Consider the following 24,262-nt stretch of genomic DNA (forward strand, 5'->3'; position numbering starts at 1 on the left):
AGTTCAGCGTAAAGTATGTAAACACTTATGACCAGCATCATTGCAATCCTTGATGCAGGTCAACGAATCCGACTGAGTTCCTTTGTATATTTTCATAAATAAAAGGAGGTTATCATGTTACCGCTGCATATTCGAAATAACCCGTTTCACCGGATCGGGGATAGTTATGGACATTTTATTGACTACGGGCATTTTATGGGGAGGAGTGCCTTCGATGACAGATGGTTAACCAAACCAATGGCCAATATCATTGAAGCCGAAGACGAGTATAAGATTGAACTTACCATGCCGGGATTTTCGAAGGAAGACATCACCATTGAGTTGAAAAATGATATCATTAAGGTAAAAGCTGAAAGAAAAAGAACTCAACAGGATGAACTTATTCATCAGGAAGTACCGGGAAGATTAAGTGAGCGATCATTTGAAATTGCCGATGCCATTGACCAGGACAGGATTCATGCTTCACTGGACAAGGGTATACTTACTATTTATATGCCTCATAAAACAGGAGTACAACACATCAGCCGTAAGGTAATGGTGGAATGAAGCAAACAAATCAATCAATGGGAACAGCCTGGCAGGTAACTGTCAGGCTTTTTGTAAACTGAATATATGGAGTCGGCCTACAGTTTTTTCGATCAACTTATACTTTCCGAACTTACCAATTCACTCCAATTACTTAAAACGAGTCATGAAAATGTTGTACACCCGGTAGTTCATGAAACGCGAAAATCACTAAAAAAAATAAGAGGATGGCTCAAAGCAGCTGGCTCTCACCCAAATACTAAAAAATACAATCAACAACTATCCTCTATCGGGAAAGAGATTTCCGCCCTGCGCGACAGTTCTTCCGCCATGGATGCTCTTCAAAAAGTAAGGGAAAAGTATGGATCACTTTTATCCCCGGCTGTATTCATGCCCGTTGTTGAATATCTGAACAACAGGAAGGAAATACTTTCCGGGGCCGCTATTAAGCGTCTCAGCAAAACCGAATCGCGATTACTGGAATTTCAAAGGTCTTATGAACCATTTTATGTAGATGATCCGTCGGATTTGTTGCAGGGTATTTCAAAAACCTATGGTGCTGCACGTGCGGCTTTTTCAGCTACCAAAACCACCGGAGAGTCAGAACATTTCCATGAATGGCGAAAGCGCAGTAAGGATTTACAGTATCAGTGTCTTTTATTCCCCGAACCCCCGGTATTTATTCAGGATCTGAACAGGGAAATATCCTTACTTACGACCATCCTCGGTGATGATCAGGACCTGTATCTTTTAAATAATGCCCTGGCACACCTTAACCTGGAAGACACCCACCAGGACCTGATAGAGGATATTCTAACCCGTGAGCACAGCCTGCATCATAATGAGGCAATCACCATAGGAAGTAAAATATTTAAAGATCCAAAGAATATTTTCATAAAAGAACTGGCAGAATTTTATGACGAAAACACCTCACAATGAGGCAGGTAAGATTAAGTATAATAACGCTTTGAAATAAAGGTATTTATCTAGTAATATAGAAACAAAAAAAGCTATGTATCAGAATATTTTAAATCATGAATTCAAAAGAATCATGAAAGAACCCGGTGCGGTGATCATTGATGTTCGAACACCACAGGAGATCCAGGAAGGATATATCCCCGGCGCCAGCATTTTCGTTGACTTCAATAATGAATCATTTGAGGATAAGGCAAAAACCATGGATAAAAGTAAGACGTACCTGATCTATTGCCGAAGCGGTGCACGTTCGGCTAAAGCATGCAGGATCCTGGAGGAACTGGGCTTTAAAGGTCCTTTGTATAACCTGGCAAAAGGCATTTCCGAGTGGGACGGAGAAATTAAAAATAAATGATCCTTTTACTGATGTTCATCAGACATCAGGTCGTTCACGCTCTTAACGGGATTAAAAGTAACCGCAGGTACTTCCATAAAAACAGTTAACCAGTCGGCCATGGAACCATTCCATAAGCCGGGCAGTTCAAGCGCCTTAAGACTTTTGCCACCCTGGGATTTTTCGGTGATGATACCCGTATTATCATCCCTGTATTTCATTAAATTAAAAGGCTGTCCCTTATAATCCCTGAGTCCGCAGACCACGTCTACCGGATTGAAATAATTCGCGTCTTCCAGTAGTGTTTTAACCTTCGGATCATCCAGGTTCATCTGCGCTGTCTCCACAATTTGAAGTGATGAACTTCCGTCTTCATTTCGAACCCAGAAAGGACCTCCGCCTGTAGCTCCCGTATTCACCACCATCCCGCAAATACGTATAGGCCTGTTCAAGATATGGATGAGCACCTGTCGCTTTTCCTTATTGGTCAAATTGTTAAACGTGGGTGCAACCTGATAAAAGACTTCTTCACGTAAAAATTTAACTACTTCATTCACAAAATCATCAGCAGGATCGGGCTGACTCTCCAGTGCCTCCATGAAGCTGTAAATCTTGCGCTGATAACGAATGAGTAATCCTCCTAAAAGTTTCTTATAGGTAATGGTATCGGCCTTGAGCCTGTCGGGCACCACATTGTCTATATTCTTTACAAGTACGATATCGCTATCCAGTTTATTAAGATTCGATAGCAGCGCCCCATGCCCCGCAGGCCGGAAGAGGAGTCTGCCATTCTCATCCCTGAATGGCTCATTATCAAACCCTACGGCGATAGTATTGGTGGCAGGGTCCTGAATACTGTATTCAATATGGTAGGTAACATTAAATTCATTTTCGTATGCCCCTTTAACTTCGTTCAAATGGGCCCTGAACAATTCTGTATGTTGGGGTGAAACCGTAAAATGAAGGTATACCTGACGCCCCTTTGAAACAGCATATTGGGCAGCTTCCACCAAATGCTCCTCGGCAGCTGTTCTTGAATATGAATCGTACTGGTGGAATTTTATAAGACCTTTTGGCAGAAAGCCGTAATTAAGGCCCTGCTCATCCAAAAGATAATTTAAAACTGTTTTGTATTCACCGCCTGCAATCAGCGCATCCAGATCTTTGCCATTTTCCTGAAGCACTTTCCTCAAGTCTGAATAGAACGCAAATTTGTTGATACCTTCGAAAAATGCTTTCACATCCTTATGGGTGCCGAGGCTGGCATTATCATCCGCCACGAATTCATACAATGCTTTGAACATCCTTGAGGCGGCTCCTGACGCAGGTACGAATTTTTGGACCTGAAGATTTTCACAGGCAGTTTCATAAAGCCCGATCAACTCCTCCCGGTCGGATTCCTGAATTTTGTGAATTCCATCTCCTTCCGAAACATTCTTTACAATGGGCAACGGTGGAAAACCATTCCTGAACTGCACCAATTGCTTTTCAATATCTGAATGAGAAATTCCAAGTTGGTCTATCTGTTGCTGATCTTCGGAAGTAAACATACAATAGTATTTGATTATGGGCTCAAGTTACACACAAGCCGAAATTAGTGCAAATACAACCCACAGGTAATCGCATTTATCGTTACAAATATTTCAGCTCCCTTGGGATACATCAGCAGGAATCGTAATTTCACCAACGAAATAATTAAATCCCCAGACAGAGCAAACAAACATGCAAAACGACATTCAACTAAGAGCTGCAGATAACATCCGAATTCTTTCGGCTGCCATGGTCGAAAAGGCAAATTCCGGTCATCCCGGAGGCCCCATGGGAGGAGCAGATTTTGTACAGATCCTGTATTCAGAATTCATGAACTTTGATCCGGATAATCCGCGGTGGCCCTACCGCGACCGCTTCTTTCTTGATCCGGGCCATATGTCGGCCATGTTGTACGCAGTTCTTTCATTTCAGGGAAAGTATTCCATCGACGATATGAAAAACTTCCGGCAATGGGGCAGCCCGACCCCCGGACACCCGGAAGTGGATGTTGAACGCGGCATTGAAAATACTTCAGGACCACTGGGTCAGGGCCATGCAATGGCTGTGGGTGCTGCCATTGCAGAACGTTTTCTGGTTGCCCGCTTCGGCGACTGGATGGCGCACAAGACATATGCCTACATATCCGATGGTGGTATTCAGGAAGAGATCAGCCAGGGTGCAGGCCGGATCGCGGGATACCTGGGGTTATCCAACCTGGTTATGTTCTTTGATTCAAATGATCTACAGCTGTCATCAGCCACAGAGGATGTAACAAATGAAGATACGGCCGCAAAGTATGAAGCATGGGGCTGGCGCGTAATGACGATTGACGGGCATGATCATGCACAGATCAGAAGTGCGCTGAAAGCCGCCGGTGATGAAAAAGAAAAACCATTCCTGATCATCGGAAAGACCATTATGGGTAAAGGCGCAGTCGATGAAGAAGGCGGCAGTATGGAAGCAAATTACCATACGCACGGACAGCCATTAACCGGTGCAGGGGCATCCTTTGCGAAAACTGTATCCAACCTGGGAGGTGATCCGGAAGATCCATTCAGAATATTCGACGATGTAGCTGAATACTATGCCAGCGTTCTTGATGAAAAACGCGCCTATGTCAAACGTAAAAATGAGGAATACAACGGCTGGGCATCGGCAAACCCCGAAAAAGCCGGTCTGCTTGACCAGTATCTGAGCGGTGATGCTCCCGTTCTTGATTTCAGCCAGGTTGAACAAAAACCGAATATTGCCACAAGGAACGCATCCAGCACGGTACTTTCCATGTTTGCAGAAAAGGTTGGAAATATGATCGTCTCGTCGGCAGACTTGTCAAACTCAGATAAGACCGACGGTTTTCTCAAGAAGACAACTTCATTCACGAAAGGGAATTTCCAGGGTGCTTTCCTGCAGGCCGGTGTTGCCGAGTTAACAATGGCAGCAATCGCGAACGGACTGGCATTGCATGGCGGTGTAATACCGGTGGTGGCTACATTCTTCGTATTTTCTGATTTCATGAAACCTGCCATCCGTCTGGCTGCTTTGATGCAGTTACCGGTGAAATACGTCTGGACCCACGATGCTTTCCGCGTCGGGGAAGATGGACCGACACACCAGCCGGTAGAACAGGAAGCGCAGATCAGGCTGCTTGAAAAGTTAAAAAACCATTCCCATAAAATGAGTCTGCTTGCTCTTCGTCCAGCGGATGCAGTGGAGACGACGGTGGCATGGGAAATGGCACTTGCCAATACAGACTCCCCTACCGCCCTGATCTTCTCCCGTCAGAATATTAAGGACCTTCCTGTCGATGGCTCCATGAGTCGCTATGAGGCCGCACAGGGTGCAAAAAAAGGAGCGTATATTGTTACACGGGATGAAAATCCAGACATCATTCTGGTTGCCAATGGTTCTGAGGTTTCGACCCTGGTAGATGCCGCAGAAATTTTACGTGAAGCAGATGGGTTGAAAGTACAGATCGTGAGTGCGATTTCTGAAGGTCTGTTCAGAACACAGCCCCAGGCATATCAAAAGGAAGTGATTCCTGATAATGTGCCTGTATTCGGACTTACAGCGGGATTGCCGGATAATTTACTGACACTTGTCGGACCAAAAGGCAAAGCAGTTGGTCTGGATCACTTCGGATATTCTGCCCCAGCGGGAGTCCTCGACGAGAAATTTGGCTTTACCGGCAAGCAGGTAAGTGAAAAAGTGAGGCAATACCTTTCAAACTATTGAAAAGATGGAGTTACATATAAACGACAAATCAGGCATTACCCCCTATCTGCCTGCTTCCAACCGGTATGACCAGGAGTCATTCAGGCGATGTGGAAATAGCGGCATTCTGCTTCCCAATATTTCGCTTGGACTGTGGCATAACTTCGGATTTATTGATGACCTGCACAAAGGACGTATGATCATCCGCCGGGCATTTGACCGGGGTATTACGCATTTCGACCTGGCCAATAATTACGGACCCCCATTCGGGTCGGCGGAAGAGAATTTCGGGACCATTCTACGCCATGATTTTAAAGGATATCGCGACGAGCTGTTTATTTCAAGCAAAGCTGGTTTTGATATGTGGCCTGGTCCGTACGGAAACCTGGGTTCGCGCAAATATCTGATTGCAAGCCTGGATCAAAGTCTGAAGCGTATGGGGCTCGACTATGTCGACCTTTTCTACCATCACAGACCTGACCCCGACACTCCGCTGGAAGAAACAATGGGCGCACTGGACCAAATTGTTCGTCAGGGCAAGGCGTTATATATCGGCATTTCGAATTATCCGGCTGATGAAGCTCAAAAGGCATTTGATATTCTCAATAAACTGGGCACACCATGCCTGATTCACCAGGCGAGGTATTCCATGTTCGATCGATGGGTTGAAGACGGCCTGCTTGAAACACTTCGGTCAAACGGCACCGGGCTTATTGCATTTTCACCCCTGGCGCAGGGCATGCTCACTTCCAAATATATCGACGGAATTCCTGCAGATTCCCGGGCAGGTAAAAGTATGACCTACCTGGAAAAGGATGAAGTCGGGAAAATGGTCCCGGTCATACGGGCACTGAATGAGATTGCGAAAAATCGCGGACAGGAATTGTCACAGATGGCGATTGCATGGCTTCTCAGGGATCCGGTTGTGACATCCGTACTGATTGGCGCAAGTTCTGTTGGTCAGCTTGACCAGAATCTTGAATCACTGAAGAACACTTCATTTACCAGTGATGAACTGGATGAGATTGATAAAATATTAAAGGGCGCCTGACAGGACGCCCTTTTCATTATAGTTTTCTGATCCAGATATTTCTGAAACTTACAGGATTCGAGTGATCCTGTAATTCCAGGGGCAATGCATCCGGATGAGGCTTATATACCGGCTGGCCAATGTACTCTGTAGGCCCCTTCAGCTCCACATCATGCTGTAGCAAAACACCGTTATGAAACACCGTTACACGGGCGGGTGTATCCAGGGATCCATCGGAATTGAAAGATGGTGCGATGAATACAATATCGTAGACCTGCCACTCACCTGGTGGTCGTGTTGCGTTTGCGAGCGGGATATGTTGCTTGTAAACACTGCCAGCCTGTCCGTTGGAATAGGTTCTGTTATTATAGGAATCAAGTACCTGAACCTCATATCTGCCCATTAGAAAAACACCACTATTTCCCCTGCCCTGGCCTTCCCCAACCACTTTTTCCGGTGCACGCCACTCGATATGCAATTGAATACTGCCAAAACTATCCCTGGTACGGATCATACCTGTACCGGGCTTTACTGTAAAGTGATCTCCTTCTACTATCCATCCAGGTTCGCCCCCTTTTGTCGATTCCCATGCGCTAAGCCCCTTTTCTTCAGAAAATAAAACAATCGCATCAGAGGGAATTTCACCCATGGTATTGACAACCGGAGGTTCCGGCTCCCAGACTTCAGTCTCTTCAGGCTTGGTCTGACCATAAAGGCTAACAGATAAAAGCATCAGACCGGACAACAGTATATTCGAATATTTCATAGAGTCTCTTTTTTTATCCCAATCTAAACATTCTGCTCCACAGGTAAAAGTGCATATACATGAAATACATGTTCACACCCCTATTTATCCCATTCACTCCGGAATATATGCAACTCACTCCTTTAAGCCGGGAACATCTGCCAAAATAGAAGTTATAACATCCAAAGCACTGAATCAATTTTTAAAAACTAAAACATTACAGAGTCATGAAAAAATTTAAATCACTTTTGTCTATGATGCTGATGGGTACAATGATTGTTGTACTTAGCGCATGCGGCGACGATGATGACGGCGGAATGAATGTCAATGACGACAGCATCGTTGAAATCGCACAGGGCAACGCAGATCTAAGTATCCTGGTTGACCTTCTTGAAAGAAACCCAGACCTCGTTCAATTATTAAGCAACGATGGTGACTTTACAGTATTTGCTCCCACTAATGCAGCGTTTGCAAGCTTGTTGGGGGTTGTTGGACAAACAAGCGCAGATGATATTCCTGACGCAGTTGTTCGTCGAATCCTTTTGAACCATGTTCTTTCAGGTGCACGTGTTGCTTCAGGTGACATTACCAACGGACTTACGGCGACAACAGCTCTGTCGGCAAATGATATCCTTACCTTCGGTGTAGCCGGCGGTGGTGTAACCGTAAACGGTGCAAACGTAACTACAGCAGATGTAGATGCCAGCAACGGTATTATCCACATCGTGGATGCAGTTCTGGTTCCTGAACTTGAATTGAGCATTGTAAATACAGTTGTTGAACCTGCGTATTTCAACAAAAACTTCTCAATTCTTACTGAAGCTGTTGTAACTGCCGGACTACTTGAAACTTTGATTGATCCGGAAGCAGAACTGACAGTTTTCGCGCCCGATAATGACGCGTTCGCTGCTGCCAACATTACTTCCCTCGAGGGATTGACTGCAGATGATCTTACTCCGATTCTTACCTATCACGTATTAGGTTCAGAAGTGAAGGCAGCTGACCTACCCAGCACTGCTGGAGGATTCGCTACCACAGTTTCTTCACTTGGCGGTGATTTTTACCTGACTAACAACGCCAACGGAGTTTTCATCAACGGAAATTCACAAGTGGTTGCTACAGATATCGATCAGGACAATGGTGTGGTACATGTGATCAACAGAACCCTGGTACCTGCAAGTGCCGACATCGTAGGTGTAGCCGTAGCAGCTGGTTTTTCAGATCTTGCCGCAGCCCTTACTGAAGCAGGTTTAGTTGATGCTGTAGCATCGCCTAACGGACCTTTTACTGTATTTGCTCCTACCAATGACGCATTCCAGGCGTTGTATACTGCACTGGGTGTAGATGGTCCGGAAGACATCGATCCCCTTCTGGGCGACGGTACATTGTCGGCCGTACTTACATACCATGTATTGCAGGGAAGAGTATTCTCTTCAGATCTTTCTGATGGATTAATGCCTTCTACTCTGCAAGGTGGAGATTTCACGATCAACGTGGGAGCTACAGTGACACTTACTGATAAAGATCCAGATGTTGCTGATCCAACTGTTACATCAACAGACGTATTGTCAACTAATGGTGTGATACATGTGATTGATGGCATATTACTGCCTATCGACACTGCACTTTAATCAAAATGAAAATATGGGAAAAGCGCGGTCAATCCGCGCTTTTCCCTATTTTTAATTTCAATTATGTTCACAAATCCATACAGATATCTTTTTATCCTGCTACTGGCTGTATATTCCTACCTGAATATACTGTTTACGGAAGGGGATAAATTATTCGGGTTTCGACCGAGTCCGCTGTTATTCTTCGGAATAATCCTCGGCATGGTATATCTGATATGGGAAGGAAACCGGCTCATCGAAAAACGACTGTCAATACTTCAGTCGATCCGTGTTCATCCATTACTTAAGTTCTATCTGATCAGCCTTTTTTGGGTTTTGATGATTGGGTTTGCCGTCACCGGAATACTTCAGATCACTCACCAGCTATCAGAAGATGCCTTTCTTACATTAAAATTATCACTTGGTTTCGCATTCAGGGTTAACCTGTTTCTGCACTGTGTTAATGCGATTGTTTATTTCATGAATCAGAGTCGTGTCAACCAGCTTGAAAAAGAAGGTTTGCTCAAAGAAACGGCTGAAGCCCGCTTTGAAGCTTTGCGTAATCAGGTAAATCCACATTTTCTATTCAATAGTTTCAATGTACTCAATACACTGGTACACAAAGATCCTGACACTGCTTCAAAGTTTATTCAACAATTAAGCAAGGTATATCGCTACCTGCTCAATAACCAAACCAGCAAGGTGGTTCCACTCAAATCCGAACTGGAGTTCCTTGATGCCTATATATTTCTTCTAAAAATTCGTTTCGGTGAAAATCTGCAAATTCAAAATGAGATTGAGAACACCGTCGGGCAAAACTATATCGCTCCGGCAACGCTGCAGATGCTCATTGAAAACGCAATCAAACATAATATTGTCTCGAAAGCAGACCCGCTCCAAATCAGATTGTTTCGAAATGGAGAATATTATGTAGTGGAAAATAACGTTCAGTTGAAACCGGTCCCTGAGGAGTCAACCAATACCGGACTCAGAAATATTCGACAGCGCTATGAGTTTTTATGTGGAGAAAATGCGGTAATCGTTCAATCTGATGGGAAATTCGTTGTAAAAATACCTATTTTGGACGTTGAAGATGAAAATTCTAATCGTTGAAGATGAGGAACTGGCTGCAGAACGCCTGCAGGAAATGGTCAACACGTATGATCCGTCTATTGAAATTCACGGACCCCTGGATACCATTAAGGAAGCCGTCCGGTTTCTTCAGAAAAATCACGAATCCATCGACCTGATCCTGTTGGATATCCAGCTTGCCGATGGTAAAAGCTTCGAGATATTCAATCAAATTCAGTTCAATAACCCGGTAATATTCACAACAGCTTACGATGAGTACGCGATTGACGCGTTTCGTCTGAATAGCATTGATTATCTGTTGAAGCCTATTTCAACGGAAGACCTTAAAAAGGCACTGGACAAATTTTTTAATGTCCAGAAAAGTCAGACCCCTTTTATTTCCCGTGAACTAATTCAAACTATCCTATCCAAGCGCAAGTTCAAAGAACGTTTCCTGGTGAAAGCAGGGCAGCGTATGTATTTCAGGGAAACCCCGGAAATTGACCATTTCTTTGCCGATGACAAGCTTTGCTATCTTACAGATCTTGAAGGTAAAAAATTCCTGATCGATCATACGCTGGAACAACTGGAGGATCTGCTGGATCCCGATATGTTTTTCAGAGTGAACCGGTCGGCAATTGTACAATTGCAGGCCATTCGCGAGATCCGTCAAATCAACGGTAATCGTCTTCAAATCTTTACAAAAACCGGAACGGGTGATCACCTGATCGTCAGCCGCTCACGGGTGCCCAATTTTAAGTCATGGCTTGAGTAGCACCCGGTGAATTGTCTTTCGGTTATTCAATCAACAATAAATTAGTGTCTCAAATATTTTCAAACATCACGGAATGATTTAATTTGGTGATATGAAAATACAGCTTGTGCTTACAACGATCATATTATTATTTGTGGCTGGGCCAGTAATGTCTCAAACCCAGGATCGACTGGACTCGCTCAAACAAGAGATCATACACTTACAGGCAGAAGTGGATAATATCAACCTGAATCTGGAAAAATCCCGGACAAAATTTCAGAAAGGCATCCTCATTGCGACAATTGGATACACGGTGACCATTGCAGGAGGATTGATGCTGGGAAGGGAAAATGACAGTCTCGGACAGGTATTGCTTATTACCGGCGGGGTTACCGGCATCACAGGAACCTATATGATGGTTGATGCATTTAAATTTTTAGGAAGAAGCAGAAAGGAATGAAGAATTTGAAGTGGGTTTGTGGGGTGATAGCCCTGGTTGCTGCTGGTTTTTTTGCATCATGCAATGACGGAATAGAATTACCCGAACTCACTGGTGAATATCCTATTGTTGAGGTTGCACGCCCCCTGGCTATCCGTGATACCGTACAAAACGAATTGGGCAGATTTGAAATGGGCTATGAATTTATACCCCGGGTCGATGGTCAGTTTCAATCCATCACCGGCGTATTACCTAAAACAGCCACCTATAAGATCACCCTGTGGGATGCCTTTTCGAAAGAAATCATTCAATTCTGGGAAATACAGTATTTTGAAAACATTTACCAGGAAGTATTTATTGATGAGCCGGTTGATCTAACCGCCGGAAAATCCTACATGCTCACCATCAATACGATTAATTGGTATGATTATGAGCCTCCTGCCGTTGGAACGATTTTCCCCCAAACCATCGGGAACGTGGAAATTGTTCGGTTTGGACTGAAAGAAGCATTTCAAACAGAGTACCCTACACAGTTCTATGATAATCAAATGTGGGGGCTTATTGATTTTCGCTTCGAACCCTTCCGGGTTGATTAAATAATATTCGTATCCCACCAAAGTAGTTTCGTTCTGCCGCAGGGTTAAAGTACCGGCTTCCAAAAGCATTAAGATCATTCCCGAGCGAATAGGATCGGTTCAGCAGATTGTCAACCCCGCCAAAAATGGCCAGTGACAACTTGTTATTCAATTTCATTGTCCACTGAAGATTTAGCTGGAGAAGGTCGACTTTTTTAGAAAACACCGTATTGGCATCATTCAAAGGAATTACGGAAACATGCTGATAATTCAAATCTGCCTGGAGATTTCTGAATATCCGGGCTGTAAGCCAAACGTTCAATGACAAATCAGGAGTTCCGGTAAGACTATTATCGCTGAAATCGGTGTTTTCACCATTGGCCACACGAACATATTCCAGGAAAGTAAACCGGTACCAGGTGACAGCAGTTTTAAGATAGAGATAGTTTAACAGCGCGCTATTATTTTCAATCAGGCGCAGGCCACTCAAAACTTCAAGTCCGGCATGCCCGGTTTTACCGGCATTTGTAAAGGTACTGGTCCCATTTGCATCGATCTGACTAACAATCGTATTACGCTGACGCATGTAAAAAGCATTCAGGTCTATTGCCAGTCGTTCATTAAAGAAATTACCACGGAACCCAATTTCAAAATTGTGAGCAATCTCGGATTTCAGATCGGTATTGATGCTGGCATCACTGGTACGGACCTCATCCAGTCCGGGAGGTGAAAAACCTTGTCCGTACGACCCATGGATCGAAAAATCCCCCAACTTTCGAACTACTGACACACGCGGAGAAAAAATGACATCAAAGGGCCTTTCCAGCGTATAGCTGCTGTCAAGCCCGGCGTCTCTGAGGCGGTTAAAATTATACGAAAGATGGTTTATACTCCCGGCCAGGCTAAAGTGCCAGTTATCCCGGGCATAAGAAACCTGAAGATATTCAAAACCTGTAAATTGTCGGTTCTCATCGGCGTATCTCAGTGTATCGGGAAATCCCTGTGCATTGCCAAAATTATCCGCGGTTGCTGTACCCCACTGCCATTCTCCACCGATCGTAAATCGCACTGGTCCGGCATCCTGGTTAAAACGGGTTCGGATTCCCCCTCCTCCCAGGTTCTCAAACTCATAATTGGTAATGAATGGATTTCGTTTTGAAGAGCTTGAAAAGAATACCTGTGTTTGATTGGACCCTTTATCCCAGGAAATTGAATGGTCCACCCCTGCCAGCAAATATTGCTGATCAATCAGACTGTTTTGGGACACTGCAGCCGTTCGTGCCATCGTAGGATCTTCTTCAGCCTGTTCTTCAGTTAGCCCTCCCGGCAATTGATAGAAAAGATCTGCCGCAAGCAGGTGGTACCCCAACTTCTGACGGTCTGATATATGTACCGTTCCGCTTAGCACAATATTTCCTCTTTCAGAGCGGGAATGGTCACGATAACCTTCGGAAGTAAGTTTAGAGGCTTGCAGCTGAATGGAGTGTTCTTTACTTACGAATGACACCCCGGCCTGAAGCCTTCTCATCTGATAGCTTCCAACAGTGAGGGCTGCCTCTGCCGCTAACCCCGGTTCAGAACCTGCTTCATTTTCCATTAAAATAACACCTCCGATTCCGGCTCCGTAACTGCTGCCGGCAGGCCCGCGAATGATCTGCACATTTCCCAACTGCTCAAGTGCGAGCATGTTGAGCGGCGTATTCCCTGTCGGTTCCGTCAAAGGAATATTGTTCCAGTATACCTTTACATTCCTCACGCCAAACGGTGACCGCAATGTACTGCCACGAATATTGATGCGGTAGCTTGCCGGTGACCGTTGTTCCATTCGTACTCCTGCCAGGCTGTTCAATGCGGTAACGGGAGTTACAGCGGAAAATGTTGATATCTCCTTGCCTGGAAGGAACGAATACCCGCCGGCCACTTCCTTTAACGACACAGGTTCCTGGTAGCCCTGAATCACAACTGTGGGTAAAACTTCAAGCCGTGGAGTCAGATACAGCCTGGATGAAGCTGATTGAATATCAGAAATTTCAAGAGGTTCATAACCGACATGACGAATTACGCATACACCACTGGCAATTTGCATATATCCTTCTTCATCGGCTATTGATGAAAAGCCATTATCACATTGAATCGTCGCTCCTGCAATTGGAAGATTGGTACGATTGTCAAGGATCTGAATGCGCGACTGCCCGTACAGCGCGGCTGAAAATAATACAAAAAGAAAAATGGGAAGACTCCTGATCATACCGATTACTGATCCACGGCCTTTACCTGTTCAGGAGAAATATAATCATGGCTGTTGCCCCAGGAATTCAGAACATAATTCAATACGTCGGCCACTTCGGGGTCCGTCAGCTGCTGTGAGGTCATAATCGAATTATACGTTTTACCATTTACCACGATTTCGCCCTGCAGACCAAATTTAACCGCATGAATACCTCTGGTGATGTCCTCGAGAAGATAATCCGATTTCGCAAGCGGCGGAAACGCTCCAGGGATTCCTTCTCCGTTGGCCTGATGACAGGCGATACACAGCTGGTTGTAAATTTCCTTTCCCCGCTCCATGCTTTTCACCTTTTTCTGGTCCTGCCAGGTGAACGAAAGAAGGACTACCGACAAGATAAGAACTGCAAAAACTCTCATGATTTTTCTGGTATAATTCTGAATATTCCTTTTCCCTCTACAAGTATGTAAATATAACCATCCGGCCCTTCTTTCACCTCCCTGATCCGGCCAATACCCTCAAGCATCTTTTCCTTCGAAACAACCTTGAGCCCATCGAGTACCACGCGCTCAAGGTAACCAAATTTGAGTGAACCAACCAATGCATGCCCCTTCCACTCCGGATAACGGTCACTCTCCACGATAATCAATGAGCTTGGTGCTATGGACGGTACCCAGTACGTAAGGGGTTGCTCCATGCCTTCCCTTTTCGTTTCTTCAGTTATAATCGTGCCGTCATAATTTTTCCCATATGTAATCTCCGGCCAGCCGTAGTTAGCTCCTTTTTTTATAAGATTCAGTTCATCCCCACCCATCGGACCATGTTCAGTTTCAAGCATAACTCCAAGTGATTTATGCCAGGCTAAACCCTGCGGATTCCGGTGGCCCCATGACCAGATTTCCGGTCTTGCCGATGTTTCACCCACGAATGGATTGTCCTCCGGGATTTTTCCGTCATCAAATAACCTTACAATACTTCCGGAAGTTACCGAAAGATCCTGGGCGTTCTTTGAATCACCTCGTTCGCCAAGGGATAAAAATAAATACCCCTTATCATCAAATTCTATCCGCCCCCCAAAATGCTGCCGCCTTGTGCTGTTGGGCGTGGATCGAAATAATTCCTGTAGTTCTGTAATACGGTTTCCATCGATTTTTACACGGATCAGCACTGTATTTCCTCCATCGCCGTCCTGTTCACCGGAATATGTAATGTAAACCCAACCATTATTCTCATAATCAGGGTGCAATTCCAGGTCCATCAGACCGCCCTGTCCGCGTACATAGACTTCAGGTAATCCTTCGACTTCATTTCGGTCGCCTCCCTTGATTCGATACAGTTTACCGGAACGTTCAGTAACCAGCATAGCGCCATCTTCCAGCCAGACAACGCCCCAGGGAACTCCGCTCAGGCCTTCAACCTGCTGCAGTTCAAAAGATATTTTTCCCGAGCTGTATCGCTTTTCATCCTGCGCCTGCAGGCTTAAAAAAAATGCAGTTAGTATAATTACGGTAAAACAGGATTTCATTTAGCTAGTTTTTCTATTTAACCCGAAGCAAGAGTAACATGTTATGACATTATTAGGCATCCTTTTTTCTATTTGTTTAAAAATACATATAATCCGTTATGCGTGAAACCTTTTTAAATAATTGGGCCGAGGCATCACTCACGTCATTGGGGTTCTTTTGGATGGCATTTTGGGCATTTGGACCGGGATATCTCATTAGCAGTTTAATTCGGGTTTGTAACCACGCCCAGGCGGCCGATCGCGGTAAAACAGAAGCATTGCTGAAATATTTAGCCTGGGGGTGCTACCTTTGGCTGGCTACCGCAATGGTAATTAAATTTATCCTATAAATGAGAACAAGTTCATTCATCATAATGGCCGCTATGGTATTCGCTTGTAATACCGGGCTGAGATCTGATTTCCTTGACAAACTTGAATTACAAACCCTGGATGCCTGGTCCGCACAATTGCCGGGTGACGAAAACACATTTTATCTGATCAATTTCTGGGCTACCTGGTGTAAACCATGCATCCGTGAAATACCAGCCCTCCTCGAGCTTGAGAAAAACTTAGCCGGTGAGGGATTAAAGCTCATATTTATTTCCAACGAGGATGGAAAAAAGGTCGAATCCTTCATCAATAACCGCGAACTTGGGATTTCCAGCTTTCTGATGCCTTCGGCTATAGAAACATATGAACTGCTTTATTTGCCGACCACCTACCTTATCAGCCCGGACGGTCAGATTCTTCTGAAGCAGGAAGGTGAACAGGCGTGGGACGAACCCGTTATGATTGATAAAATCCGTCGGTTGATTTCCGAATGATTATCTGAGAGGTGAAAATTTGATAAATTTTTGTAAAATAAATCTTCATTGAACCCGAACCAATATATGGCAACACCCAAGAAGATCTGGAGTATACTTTTAATGGCTGAAATATTCATTCTGGCATTTGTTTCCGGGTTTATGCCGGTGAAACTAATTACCGGACTAAATGCGCTGATGTTCATCCTGATTTATTTTACCTCGGCGATGTCCATTTCCACCCTGAATAAGAAATTCTTTATCCTCGTCTGGATAAGCATGGGCCTTCAAATCCTCTCCCAGCTATTTGATTACAATGAATTCGTTGTAACGATGCAGATTGTTAATATTTTCTTCTTCTCGGCGATTGTCGGACTGTTAATTAACAGGATCGCCCGCGCTAAAAGCATCACGGAATCAGTGATCTTCGAGGCCATTAATGGCTATCTTCTTCTGGGGGTATTGTTTGCCGCCATGGTCGGACTGATGTTTCGTTTTGATCCCACTTCCTTCAGCTTCAACAATATAAGTGAAGTGCGAAATAATGAATTCATTTATTTCAGTTTCGTAACAATAACAACCCTTGGATACGGTGATGTTTTACCTGTCCAGCCCTATGCCAAATCACTGGCTATGCTTGCCGCAGTAACCGGACAGCTTTATCTAACTATAATTATTGCTCTTTTGGTCGGTAAATATTCGAATCAGCTGACGCAATAATGTTACTTCAATTATTGTTTCAGAATCGCTTTGAGTTGATCTTCCCCTACCTGTAAAAGGCCGGATGCCGGCAGGCGCCTGGTGAGTTCCTTCCAGTTTTTGTCTCCTTTGAATACTTCCCTGAACATTGGCAGTGCCTTCTCCAGATCACCATTGTTGGCAAGTGCAACGGCAGTCCAGTATTTCATTTCCAGGTTATCCGGAAACATTTTCTGGGCGGCCCCGTATTCGCTCAGTGCTTTGTCCATGTCGTTTACTTCAAGGGCCAAATCTCCTGCCGACATATGTTCATAGGCCCTGTATACCCGCAACAGGCGATCGAGTTCTACAAGTGGTTCCTCAGCATCATCCACGCGGAGATCAATCTGAGGATCCTCCCATGGCTTTACGTTTTTATCCCCACTTACCACCAGCAATGCCGCAGATTGCTTTCCGCGGATATCACCTCCCGCCTTCTGGGCAGCCTTCAGCGCCGAAACAACGCGCTCAGCCAGCGGCATTCCCTTCGATTTCTCAAAATCTTCAGCCATGGCATCCCATACTTCGTCTGTAAGCATCATATTCGCCTGAACCGAATAGCCCTCCCCGGTACGCATGCCCGCTTCCGATATACATTTTACCCCGGTATGTACAGCGACGTTTCCGTTGGCATCCACAATCGCCACCTGACGGAAGTCCCGCCCGTCATCATCTGACAGCAGAATATCGAGCGTTTGCTGCGCCGTTTTTCCCTCCTCGAGTAATTCGAGACCCCTCGGACCGAAACTGATGTTGGTAAATGACTGGGTAGCAATAGCTCCAACCCCTGCTTTAGCCCAGGAGACCGCCGTACCCACCGAAAACCAGTGACTTTGAACTCCAACCGCCATTTCGCCGGTTTCTGAATCACGCGCGACTATGGAAAAGGTATGCGCCAGTGGCTCTGATGATTTAAAAACCTGTCCGTTCACCGACAGACTTACGAGACTAAACAAGAATATTAAATAACGTTTCATTTTTTACTGGATATCAATCAATTATAAATAAAAAATCATGCTTTGTGTCCAAAAATTACTATATTCTGGCTACCAAACCAATAATCAACCTAATACAACTATGAGAAAACTAGTAATGCTTGCGGCACTGATGTGCTTTTGTTTATCTCCCCTGTTTTCACAGGACATGCAGCCGGAAAAATTTCCGGACTCAAAATTAATCCAGATCACCTACATGAAATTCCATCCGGGTAAAATGGGAAGGGCCATGGAAATAGTCCGGGACTATTTCATGAAGGCCTCCGTGCAATCCGGAACCCGCACACCCATGATGGCAGTCAATATGATGACCGGGGAATGGGATATGATGGTTGTCTGGGAAAGCGATATTTCTGACCTGGAATGGCGCAGATCGCCTGATGGCATTAAATGGCAGAAGGCACTCAATGAACTCGCCGGGGGCGCCGACAAAGCCCGTGAACTACAGGAGGAATATGGTTCTACGATAGCCGCCAGTACCTCAGATATGGGGCGAAAGAGAAACCTGAATTAAGGTAATGATCCAAAGGGCTGCTTTTTTAGCAGCCCTTTTTTATTAAGTATTCCATTTTTATCCGAAATTTAGCCTTCATTCATTTTTTAATTTACCGGCTGAATGCAAATCCAGAAAAACTTCCCGCTTCAGGGCTTCAATACGTTCGGGCTACCATCGGTTGCACAGGAATTTGTGCGATGCAATTCCATCGAAGATGTACAGGATGTGATAAAACAATTACATCCGGATCCGCTTTTCATCCTTGGTGGCGGAAGCAATATACTGCTTACGAGAGATATTGAAGGACTTGTTCTGAAAATGGATATCTCAGGAAAGGAGGTGCTTCATGAAAGCGATGAAGATGTAATTGTACGCGCCGGTGCCGGCGAGAACTGGCACGAATTTGTCATGTACGCGATCGATAATAACCTTGGTGGCATCGAGAACTTATCCCTGATACCGGGAACGGTTGGTGCGGCGCCCATGCAAAATATCGGGGCATATGGGGTGGAAATTGAACAGGTATTTGATCACCTTCGGGCTGTGGATCTAACCACAGGTGAAATTCGCACTTTTTTCAAGGAGGAATGCGATTTTGGATATCGCGAAAGTATTTTCAAAAAAGAAGCAAAGGGGAAATATATCATATGCGATGTGGCATTCAGGTTACGCAAGTTTCCGCATACACTGAACATATCCTACGGTGCCATCGGCGACACACTGCATCAAAAGGGCATCACTAACCCAACCATACGGGATGTTAGTAACGCTGTTATTGAAATCCGGAAAAGTAAACTGCCCGATCCGGCAGAAATCGGAAACTCAGGCAGTTTCTTCAAAAACCCCACCATTTCGGCTGAAATGTTCAACCGGCTGAAGGAAGAATTTAATGAATTGCCCGGATACAAGACAGATGATCATCAGGTCAAAGTTCCTGCGGCCTGGTTAATTGAGAAATGTGGCTGGAAAGGGCTTGTTCGTGATGGCATTGGCGTCCATAAAAACCAGGCACTTGTACTTGTAAATTACGGGTCAGGGAAAGGGGCCGACATTGAAAAGCTGGCATTTGAAATTCAGGCATCAGTTCGGGAACGGTTTGGTATCGAGCTGCAGCCTGAGGTAAACATCATATGATCAGATCATATGGGTAACATTATCCAGGTTGCCAGCATAACGAATCGTTTCCACACCGAATTTTTCCAGAAAGTCAACGCCCTCATCACTGCCAATTCCCTTATACTCGGCATATGAGTTCAGGTATACCACCTTGGTCACACCCATCGTGAAAATGATTCTTGCACACGCCAGGCACGGCGCCAGTGTCACATACAAGGTTGCTCCCTGAACTTCCGTCTTATTTTTCACCGCGTACAGGAGGGCATTTTGTTCTGCATGGATCGCCAGTGAACACCCACCCTTACTGTCACGCGGACATCCGGCTTCCGGCCATTCATCATCACAGTTATGAGTGCCTGCGGGAGGTCCGTTATACCCGATTGAAATAATACGCGTGTCTTTTGTGAGGACAGCCCCAACATGACGTTTGATGCAATGAGACCGCTTGGCGAGATTCACAGCAAGCTCCATATAGATATCATCGAAGTCGGGTTTATTCATGAATACAGGTGGATTTTCAGGTATAATATTTGTGTGGAAAGTTGCGTATATTTAGCCACAAATAAAAATAGAAAGCTCTATGAGAATCGTGCCTTTAGTTGTCATTCTGTCTTTTTTAACCCTACAGGTATTGGGCCAGGAAGCCGTAGCGCCCCGCCCCAGCCCTACCGCCATCGTTACGGTAAAATATGAAGACACGTATCTTAAAGTGACTTACAGTCAGCCTCATAAACGTGACCGCGCCGTATTTGGGGAGCTGGTTCCATACGGAGAAGTCTGGAGAACCGGAGCGAACGAGGCAACAGAGCTTACTGTTACAGAAGACATTGAAATCAATGGAAACAGGCTCAAAGCCGGAACTTATTCTTTATTCAGCATACCAGGTGAAAAGGAATGGACCATTATTCTGAACAGTGAACTGGGGCAATGGGGAAGTTATAATTATAATGAAGCCTCCGATGTGCTTCGATTCAATGTTCCGGTTCAAGCCCTTGAGAATGTCGTATGGGAACCATTTACAATTGCGTTCGAGCAAAACAACGAGAAAGCGGAAATGCGTCTCATGTGGGATCGGACCATGGTAGCCATCCCAATACAATTTCTTGATCACTAAATTCTGCATGGAAGACCGATTCAATTCTTTCCGGGAGTTCTACCCCTATTACCTTACAGAACATACGCATACAACATCGCGCATCCTTCACTTTACAGGCACGTTGCTGGTATTTGTATTACTGATTATGGCAATCTATTATGGTAACGGCTGGTTGCTGCTGGCAATTCCAGTCGTCGGTTACGGGTTTGCCTGGGTTGGACATTTCTTTTTTGAAAAGAATAAGCCCGCTACCTTCAGATATCCCCTATTCAGTCTTGCTTCAGATTTTAAACTATTCTTTGAACTCTTAACTGGCCGACAAAAATTCAAATCCTCCTGAAGGATTTTCCGTAAACCAAGATATGGATGCCGGCTGGAACTTCTGGACAGTTTTATTTCTTGTTATTGCAGGACAAGGATTATTACTCTCCGGACTGATCTATAAGCAAAAGCCGAAATTCAGATATTTTTCCCTTTCGATATTATTTTTTTCCTTCCTGCTTTTTTACTACGTCATATTCTGGTCTGGCAACATCCAGAACATGCCTCGCTGGATGGGAATTATGATGGGACTTCCCTATCTCATTGCGCCGCTCATGTACCGGCAAATCAGGACCATCGTCCTTTGGCGTCATTTATTGATATTTCCTTTATTCATGTCCTTTTATCTCCTTACGCTGTTATTGTCATTTCCTTCCTGGACATTTCAGCTTCAGGCCATAATTCAGTGTGTATTCCTGCTTACCTATGCAACAGCCGCAACTTTGAATGCTAGCACCAACATTAGCCGAAGGATCTCATGGCTCTTCCTCGGTTTTACCCTGGCACACCTCACCTATTATATCCTGGTATGGACGAATATTCTTACCCCACTTCGGGATTATTTTGTATCGCTCACAGGGGCCATATTCATGTACGGAAGTGCATACCTGGTTCTCTTCGGAAAGGAGAAGGAAGATATCCGGGATGACCTTCAGCTTAAAATGCGCAATATCCTTATTGAGCGCATTGAAGAAGAAAAACTATACCTGGATAATGAATTACGATTACAGTCATTGAGTGAAGCGACCGGATTCTCAATACACCAGATTTCGGAATTGATTAACAGCGGCGGTAAGAACTTTGCCGATCTTATCAACGGATACCGGGTTCAGGAAGCACGGCGTTTATTGCGAAGTCTTGAGGCTTCGCATATGTCAACGACCGAAATCGGATATGCCGCGGGCTTCAACAACAAGTCGTCATTCTACAAACATTTCAAGAAGGTGACAGGTGAATCTCCCATGCAATTCCGAAGCAGGTCGAATGTGGCATTCAGTAAATAGTATATTTTTATAATTTCAGACTTTGATCAATACTTAATTATGTTAATTGTGGCTAAACGTGTACAGCCATGAAAACATTACTGACTCTGATATTTTGCCTGATAACTACAGCAGCATTTAATCAAACTCCTGAAGCCGACCAATATCTCCGGAACAATGAATTTGAAAAGGCAGAAAAATTATATTTGTCCTATCTGGAAAACCACCCGGGGGATTCTATGGCAATGTTCAGATTAGGCCGGGCATATTCCGGACTTCAGCAATGGAGCAACGCAGAAATGTATTACAAGAAGGCTGCAGCCCATAATTTTCCAGTCTCTGCGACAGCCTTCCAGATAGCTCAAAATTATCTTCACCAGCAAAATAATCGGGAAGCCATGAAAGCCCTGAATGAAGGAGCTGCTGCCGGCATGAGGAATTATATCCGGCTCACCCAGGACCCTTTGTTCACAACACTGCATTCTCACCCGGACTGGCAACAGTTACTTGAAAAAGTAGAACTTAATACCTATCCGTGCCTGAGTCAACCTGAAGCTCGTCAGTTCGATTTCTGGATCGGATCCTGGGATGTTCACCTGAATGGGGCCAAGGTTGGGGAAAACCAGATTACCCGCGCCAACGGCGGGTGCGCCATCCACGAAAACTATACTACTTTTCCGCGGGATTATACCGGGCAAAGCATCAATTTCTATGATCCGCTGGAAAAACGGTGGCACCAGCACTGGGTTGGCAGTGGCGGCGATATAACCAACTATTACGAGACCGGAAAATCAGAAGGGGTACTTGAATTTACCGGTCAGATGATCAATGCCAGCGGCGTGGAGATCACCAACAGGATGACATTCACTCTGCTGGAAAATGGGAATGTCCGTCAACTGATTGAAACCTCCCTGGACAAAGGAAAGTCCTGGAGTTCTTCATTCGACGGACTTTATATTCCGCAGAAAAACGATTAGCCGTTGTAAGTGATCCGGTAAATCTTTCCGGCCTGATCATCGGATACCAGCAGGGACCCATCCGGCATTTCAAGAACATCAACTGGTCTGCCCCAGGATTCCTGCGTGTCGTCGTTGAGCCATCCGTCAATAAAAACACTGTGGCCTGTAGCTTCACCATTTTCAACAGAAACGCGCATCAGTCTGTAGCCGATCTTCTTGGAGCGGTTCCATGACCCATGTTGCGCAACGATAATATCACCCTTGAAATCAGCCGGAAACATATTTCCGCGGTAAAATTTCATACCCAGTGGTGCGGTATGTGCCTCAAAACGAACCTGTGGAGCGACAAAGTCATCGCAATTTCCTAATTCTCCGAATTCAGGATCGGAAAGATATCCGCCATGACAGAACGGATAACCGAAATGCTGGCCTGCTTCTGTAACCCGGTTCATTTCACAAGGGGGAATACTGTCTCCCAGGTTATCGCGGCCATTATCGGTGAACCAGAGATCTCCCGTTTCAGGGTTCCAGTCGAAACCTACTGAATTTCGAACGCCATGCGCAAAGACTTCAAGGCCTGTACCATCAGGATTCATACGTGTGATGGATGCAAAGATCTCATCATCCGGATTACAGATATTACAGGGTGCTCCTACCGGAACGTAGAGCTTGCCATCGTTGTCGAAGGCAATGTATTTCCAGCCATGATGCTTTTCAGTCGGGAATTCATCATAAATCACTTCCGGATCCGGAGGGGATGCCAGGTTACTTTCAATGTCTGAATATTTCAGAATTCTGTTCACCTCTGCTACATACAGATCCCCATCCCTGAATGCGACACCGTTAGGAAGTACAAGCCCGCTGTCTATCACATAAGTAATGTCACCTACAAAATCTCCGTCAGTATCCTGAACTGCATATACTTTGTCTCCACTACGGTTGCCCACATAAACTGTTCCCGACGGACTCAGCGCAAGCGAACGCGCGTTTTCAACGTTGGCGTAGGTATGTATTTCAAAACCATCAGGAAGATTCAAGGCAGCAAGCGCTTCTTCCGGTAACGGCGGCGCGGGCGCATCCACTTCTTCGGTTTCAGGTTTACAAGCTACAATAAGGACTGAGAGAAGGAATATATAATATCTTTTCATTTTAAATTTCATTTGTACGAATCTAAGTTTTTTTCACTGATCTGCCATGCTGTGTAAGGTCATTTCTAATGGATTGC

At 45.0% G+C, this 24,262-nt stretch carries 26 protein-coding genes; 18 read left to right on the forward strand and 8 right to left on the reverse strand.

The genetic code is table 11. The features are described 5' to 3' along the window. Positions 1–114 precede the first annotated feature (114 nt). From LDX50_RS08525 to LDX50_RS08535, 3 genes are all read left to right on the forward strand, one after another. Complete coding sequence (locus LDX50_RS08525; RefSeq protein ID WP_225698018.1) at positions 115–546, forward strand: Hsp20/alpha crystallin family protein; 432 nt, start codon at positions 115–117, stop codon at positions 544–546. A 66-nt stretch (positions 547–612) separates the two neighbouring features. Further along, positions 613–1,464: a CHAD domain-containing protein gene (locus LDX50_RS08530; protein WP_225698019.1), complete on the forward strand. Its 852-nt coding sequence runs from the start codon at positions 613–615 to the stop codon at positions 1,462–1,464. Between the two features lie 73 nt (positions 1,465–1,537). Continuing rightward, positions 1,538–1,855, forward strand: a complete 318-nt coding sequence (locus LDX50_RS08535) for a rhodanese-like domain-containing protein (protein WP_225698020.1) — start codon at positions 1,538–1,540, stop codon at positions 1,853–1,855. Positions 1,856–1,860: 5 nt separating this feature from the next. Here the strand turns inward: LDX50_RS08535 and LDX50_RS08540 are convergent, their stop codons facing one another. Continuing rightward, entirely contained in the window at positions 1,861–3,384 is a 1,524-nt protein-coding gene (locus LDX50_RS08540) for a DUF4301 family protein (RefSeq protein WP_225698021.1), read from the reverse strand. Positions 3,385–3,556: 172 nt separating this feature from the next. Between LDX50_RS08540 and LDX50_RS08545 the strand changes: the two genes are divergently transcribed. Further along, entirely contained in the window at positions 3,557–5,596 is a 2,040-nt protein-coding gene (locus LDX50_RS08545; RefSeq protein ID WP_225698022.1) for a transketolase family protein, read from the forward strand. Between the two features lie 4 nt (positions 5,597–5,600). Further along, on the forward strand, positions 5,601–6,626 hold the full coding sequence (locus tag LDX50_RS08550) for an aldo/keto reductase (RefSeq protein ID WP_225698023.1): 1,026 nt from the start codon (positions 5,601–5,603) through the stop codon (positions 6,624–6,626). 16 nt (positions 6,627–6,642) lie between these two features. Here LDX50_RS08550 and LDX50_RS08555 read toward each other — a convergent pair whose 3' ends face one another. Then, positions 6,643–7,371, reverse strand: a complete 729-nt coding sequence (locus LDX50_RS08555; protein ID WP_225698024.1) for a 3-keto-disaccharide hydrolase — start codon at positions 7,369–7,371, stop codon at positions 6,643–6,645. Between the two features lie 206 nt (positions 7,372–7,577). On the opposite strand from LDX50_RS08555, the gene LDX50_RS08560 reads away from it, so the two are divergent. The 5 genes from LDX50_RS08560 (at position 7,578) to LDX50_RS08580 (ending at position 11,820) form a co-directional block, all read left to right on the forward strand. Further along, a complete protein-coding gene (locus tag LDX50_RS08560; protein ID WP_225698025.1) occupies positions 7,578–8,981 on the forward strand; it encodes a fasciclin domain-containing protein in 1,404 nt (467 codons plus the stop codon). A gap of 63 nt (positions 8,982–9,044) precedes the next feature. Continuing rightward, entirely contained in the window at positions 9,045–10,073 is a 1,029-nt protein-coding gene (locus LDX50_RS08565; RefSeq protein ID WP_225698026.1) for a sensor histidine kinase, read from the forward strand. After that, on the forward strand, positions 10,054–10,806 hold the full coding sequence (locus LDX50_RS08570; RefSeq protein WP_225698027.1) for a LytR/AlgR family response regulator transcription factor: 753 nt from the start codon (positions 10,054–10,056) through the stop codon (positions 10,804–10,806). The genes LDX50_RS08565 and LDX50_RS08570 overlap by 20 nt, the downstream gene beginning before the upstream one ends. Positions 10,807–10,897: 91 nt before the next feature. Beyond that, complete coding sequence (locus LDX50_RS08575) at positions 10,898–11,245, forward strand: hypothetical protein (RefSeq protein ID WP_225698028.1); 348 nt, start codon at positions 10,898–10,900, stop codon at positions 11,243–11,245. Continuing rightward, the gene (locus LDX50_RS08580; protein ID WP_225698029.1) at positions 11,242–11,820 is read left to right on the forward strand and encodes a DUF4082 domain-containing protein; all 579 of its coding nucleotides are present in this window, start codon (positions 11,242–11,244) and stop codon (positions 11,818–11,820) included. Before LDX50_RS08575 ends, LDX50_RS08580 begins: the two co-directional genes overlap by 4 nt. Here LDX50_RS08580 and LDX50_RS08585 read toward each other — a convergent pair. From LDX50_RS08585 to LDX50_RS08595, 3 genes are read right to left on the reverse strand one after another with little or no spacing between them, the layout of a single operon-like run. Then, on the reverse strand, positions 11,783–14,047 hold the full coding sequence (locus tag LDX50_RS08585) for a TonB-dependent receptor (RefSeq protein WP_225698030.1): 2,265 nt from the start codon (positions 14,045–14,047) through the stop codon (positions 11,783–11,785). The two genes, LDX50_RS08580 and LDX50_RS08585, sit on opposite strands and share 38 nt — an antisense overlap. 5 nt (positions 14,048–14,052) lie before the next feature. Further along, positions 14,053–14,445 (reverse strand): c-type cytochrome, encoded by a 393-nt coding sequence (locus tag LDX50_RS08590; protein WP_225698031.1) that lies wholly within the window; start codon positions 14,443–14,445, stop codon positions 14,053–14,055. Next, a complete protein-coding gene (locus LDX50_RS08595; RefSeq protein ID WP_225698032.1) occupies positions 14,442–15,551 on the reverse strand; it encodes a PQQ-dependent sugar dehydrogenase in 1,110 nt (369 codons plus the stop codon). The genes LDX50_RS08590 and LDX50_RS08595 overlap by 4 nt, the downstream gene beginning before the upstream one ends. Positions 15,552–15,880: 329 nt before the next feature. Here LDX50_RS08595 and LDX50_RS08600 point away from each other — a divergent pair, with 329 nt between their 5' ends. After that, the gene (locus tag LDX50_RS08600; protein ID WP_225698033.1) at positions 15,881–16,354 is read left to right on the forward strand and encodes a TlpA family protein disulfide reductase; all 474 of its coding nucleotides are present in this window, start codon (positions 15,881–15,883) and stop codon (positions 16,352–16,354) included. Between the two features lie 66 nt (positions 16,355–16,420). Continuing rightward, complete coding sequence (locus LDX50_RS08605) at positions 16,421–17,053, forward strand: potassium channel family protein (RefSeq protein WP_225698034.1); 633 nt, start codon at positions 16,421–16,423, stop codon at positions 17,051–17,053. Positions 17,054–17,064: 11 nt separating this feature from the next. Here LDX50_RS08605 and LDX50_RS08610 read toward each other — a convergent pair whose 3' ends face one another. After that, a complete protein-coding gene (locus LDX50_RS08610; protein WP_225698035.1) occupies positions 17,065–18,048 on the reverse strand; it encodes a DUF1028 domain-containing protein in 984 nt (327 codons plus the stop codon). Positions 18,049–18,148: 100 nt separating this feature from the next. Between LDX50_RS08610 and LDX50_RS08615 the strand changes: the two genes are divergently transcribed. Both LDX50_RS08615 and murB read left to right on the forward strand, forming a co-directional pair. Continuing rightward, on the forward strand, positions 18,149–18,580 hold the full coding sequence (locus LDX50_RS08615; RefSeq protein ID WP_225698036.1) for a hypothetical protein: 432 nt from the start codon (positions 18,149–18,151) through the stop codon (positions 18,578–18,580). Positions 18,581–18,682: 102 nt separating this feature from the next. After that, complete coding sequence (gene murB, locus LDX50_RS08620) at positions 18,683–19,696, forward strand: UDP-N-acetylmuramate dehydrogenase (protein ID WP_225698037.1); 1,014 nt, start codon at positions 18,683–18,685, stop codon at positions 19,694–19,696. Here the strand turns inward: murB and LDX50_RS08625 are convergent, their stop codons facing one another. Continuing rightward, positions 19,697–20,179 (reverse strand): deoxycytidylate deaminase, encoded by a 483-nt coding sequence (locus LDX50_RS08625; protein ID WP_225698038.1) that lies wholly within the window; start codon positions 20,177–20,179, stop codon positions 19,697–19,699. It lies immediately after the preceding gene. A 79-nt stretch (positions 20,180–20,258) separates the two neighbouring features. Here LDX50_RS08625 and LDX50_RS08630 point away from each other — a divergent pair, with 79 nt between their 5' ends. From LDX50_RS08630 to LDX50_RS08645, 4 genes are all read left to right on the forward strand, one after another. Further along, positions 20,259–20,792: a DUF2911 domain-containing protein gene (locus tag LDX50_RS08630; protein ID WP_225698039.1), complete on the forward strand. Its 534-nt coding sequence runs from the start codon at positions 20,259–20,261 to the stop codon at positions 20,790–20,792. A gap of 7 nt (positions 20,793–20,799) precedes the next feature. Continuing rightward, positions 20,800–21,114 (forward strand): Mpo1-like protein, encoded by a 315-nt coding sequence (locus LDX50_RS08635; protein WP_225698040.1) that lies wholly within the window; start codon positions 20,800–20,802, stop codon positions 21,112–21,114. Between the two features lie 22 nt (positions 21,115–21,136). Continuing rightward, positions 21,137–22,099: an AraC family transcriptional regulator gene (locus LDX50_RS08640; protein ID WP_225698041.1), complete on the forward strand. Its 963-nt coding sequence runs from the start codon at positions 21,137–21,139 to the stop codon at positions 22,097–22,099. A gap of 68 nt (positions 22,100–22,167) precedes the next feature. Then, the gene (locus LDX50_RS08645) at positions 22,168–23,055 is read left to right on the forward strand and encodes a tetratricopeptide repeat protein (protein ID WP_225698042.1); all 888 of its coding nucleotides are present in this window, start codon (positions 22,168–22,170) and stop codon (positions 23,053–23,055) included. Here the strand turns inward: LDX50_RS08645 and LDX50_RS08650 are convergent. After that, positions 23,052–24,185 (reverse strand): PQQ-dependent sugar dehydrogenase, encoded by a 1,134-nt coding sequence (locus LDX50_RS08650; protein WP_225698043.1) that lies wholly within the window; start codon positions 24,183–24,185, stop codon positions 23,052–23,054. The genes LDX50_RS08645 and LDX50_RS08650 overlap by 4 nt on opposite strands. Positions 24,186–24,262 lie beyond the last annotated feature (77 nt).

It is taken from the genome of Fulvivirga sedimenti (assembly GCF_020328055.1).

Excerpts from the sequence above, each read along its gene's own strand:
- LDX50_RS08525 (WP_225698018.1), top strand. The coding sequence starts at position 115 with ATGTTACCGCTGCATATTCGAAATAACCCGTTTCACCGGATCGGGGAT.
- LDX50_RS08530 (WP_225698019.1), top strand. The coding sequence starts at position 613 with ATGGAGTCGGCCTACAGTTTTTTCGATCAACTTATACTTTCCGAACTT.
- LDX50_RS08535 (WP_225698020.1), top strand. The coding sequence starts at position 1,538 with ATGTATCAGAATATTTTAAATCATGAATTCAAAAGAATCATGAAAGAA.
- LDX50_RS08540 (WP_225698021.1), bottom strand. The coding sequence starts at position 3,384 with ATGTTTACTTCCGAAGATCAGCAACAGATAGACCAACTTGGAATTTCT.
- LDX50_RS08545 (WP_225698022.1), top strand. The coding sequence starts at position 3,557 with ATGCAAAACGACATTCAACTAAGAGCTGCAGATAACATCCGAATTCTT.
- LDX50_RS08550 (WP_225698023.1), top strand. The coding sequence starts at position 5,601 with ATGGAGTTACATATAAACGACAAATCAGGCATTACCCCCTATCTGCCT.
- LDX50_RS08555 (WP_225698024.1), bottom strand. The coding sequence starts at position 7,371 with ATGAAATATTCGAATATACTGTTGTCCGGTCTGATGCTTTTATCTGTT.
- LDX50_RS08560 (WP_225698025.1), top strand. The coding sequence starts at position 7,578 with ATGAAAAAATTTAAATCACTTTTGTCTATGATGCTGATGGGTACAATG.
- LDX50_RS08565 (WP_225698026.1), top strand. The coding sequence starts at position 9,045 with ATGTTCACAAATCCATACAGATATCTTTTTATCCTGCTACTGGCTGTA.
- LDX50_RS08570 (WP_225698027.1), top strand. The coding sequence starts at position 10,054 with ATGAAAATTCTAATCGTTGAAGATGAGGAACTGGCTGCAGAACGCCTG.
- LDX50_RS08575 (WP_225698028.1), top strand. The coding sequence starts at position 10,898 with ATGAAAATACAGCTTGTGCTTACAACGATCATATTATTATTTGTGGCT.
- LDX50_RS08580 (WP_225698029.1), top strand. The coding sequence starts at position 11,242 with ATGAAGAATTTGAAGTGGGTTTGTGGGGTGATAGCCCTGGTTGCTGCT.
- LDX50_RS08585 (WP_225698030.1), bottom strand. The coding sequence starts at position 14,047 with ATGATCAGGAGTCTTCCCATTTTTCTTTTTGTATTATTTTCAGCCGCG.
- LDX50_RS08590 (WP_225698031.1), bottom strand. The coding sequence starts at position 14,445 with ATGAGAGTTTTTGCAGTTCTTATCTTGTCGGTAGTCCTTCTTTCGTTC.
- LDX50_RS08595 (WP_225698032.1), bottom strand. The coding sequence starts at position 15,551 with ATGAAATCCTGTTTTACCGTAATTATACTAACTGCATTTTTTTTAAGC.
- LDX50_RS08600 (WP_225698033.1), top strand. The coding sequence starts at position 15,881 with ATGAGAACAAGTTCATTCATCATAATGGCCGCTATGGTATTCGCTTGT.
- LDX50_RS08605 (WP_225698034.1), top strand. The coding sequence starts at position 16,421 with ATGGCAACACCCAAGAAGATCTGGAGTATACTTTTAATGGCTGAAATA.
- LDX50_RS08610 (WP_225698035.1), bottom strand. The coding sequence starts at position 18,048 with ATGAAACGTTATTTAATATTCTTGTTTAGTCTCGTAAGTCTGTCGGTG.
- LDX50_RS08615 (WP_225698036.1), top strand. The coding sequence starts at position 18,149 with ATGAGAAAACTAGTAATGCTTGCGGCACTGATGTGCTTTTGTTTATCT.
- murB (WP_225698037.1), top strand. The coding sequence starts at position 18,683 with ATGCAAATCCAGAAAAACTTCCCGCTTCAGGGCTTCAATACGTTCGGG.
- LDX50_RS08625 (WP_225698038.1), bottom strand. The coding sequence starts at position 20,179 with ATGAATAAACCCGACTTCGATGATATCTATATGGAGCTTGCTGTGAAT.
- LDX50_RS08630 (WP_225698039.1), top strand. The coding sequence starts at position 20,259 with ATGAGAATCGTGCCTTTAGTTGTCATTCTGTCTTTTTTAACCCTACAG.
- LDX50_RS08635 (WP_225698040.1), top strand. The coding sequence starts at position 20,800 with ATGGAAGACCGATTCAATTCTTTCCGGGAGTTCTACCCCTATTACCTT.
- LDX50_RS08640 (WP_225698041.1), top strand. The coding sequence starts at position 21,137 with ATGGATGCCGGCTGGAACTTCTGGACAGTTTTATTTCTTGTTATTGCA.
- LDX50_RS08645 (WP_225698042.1), top strand. The coding sequence starts at position 22,168 with ATGAAAACATTACTGACTCTGATATTTTGCCTGATAACTACAGCAGCA.
- LDX50_RS08650 (WP_225698043.1), bottom strand. The coding sequence starts at position 24,185 with ATGAAAAGATATTATATATTCCTTCTCTCAGTCCTTATTGTAGCTTGT.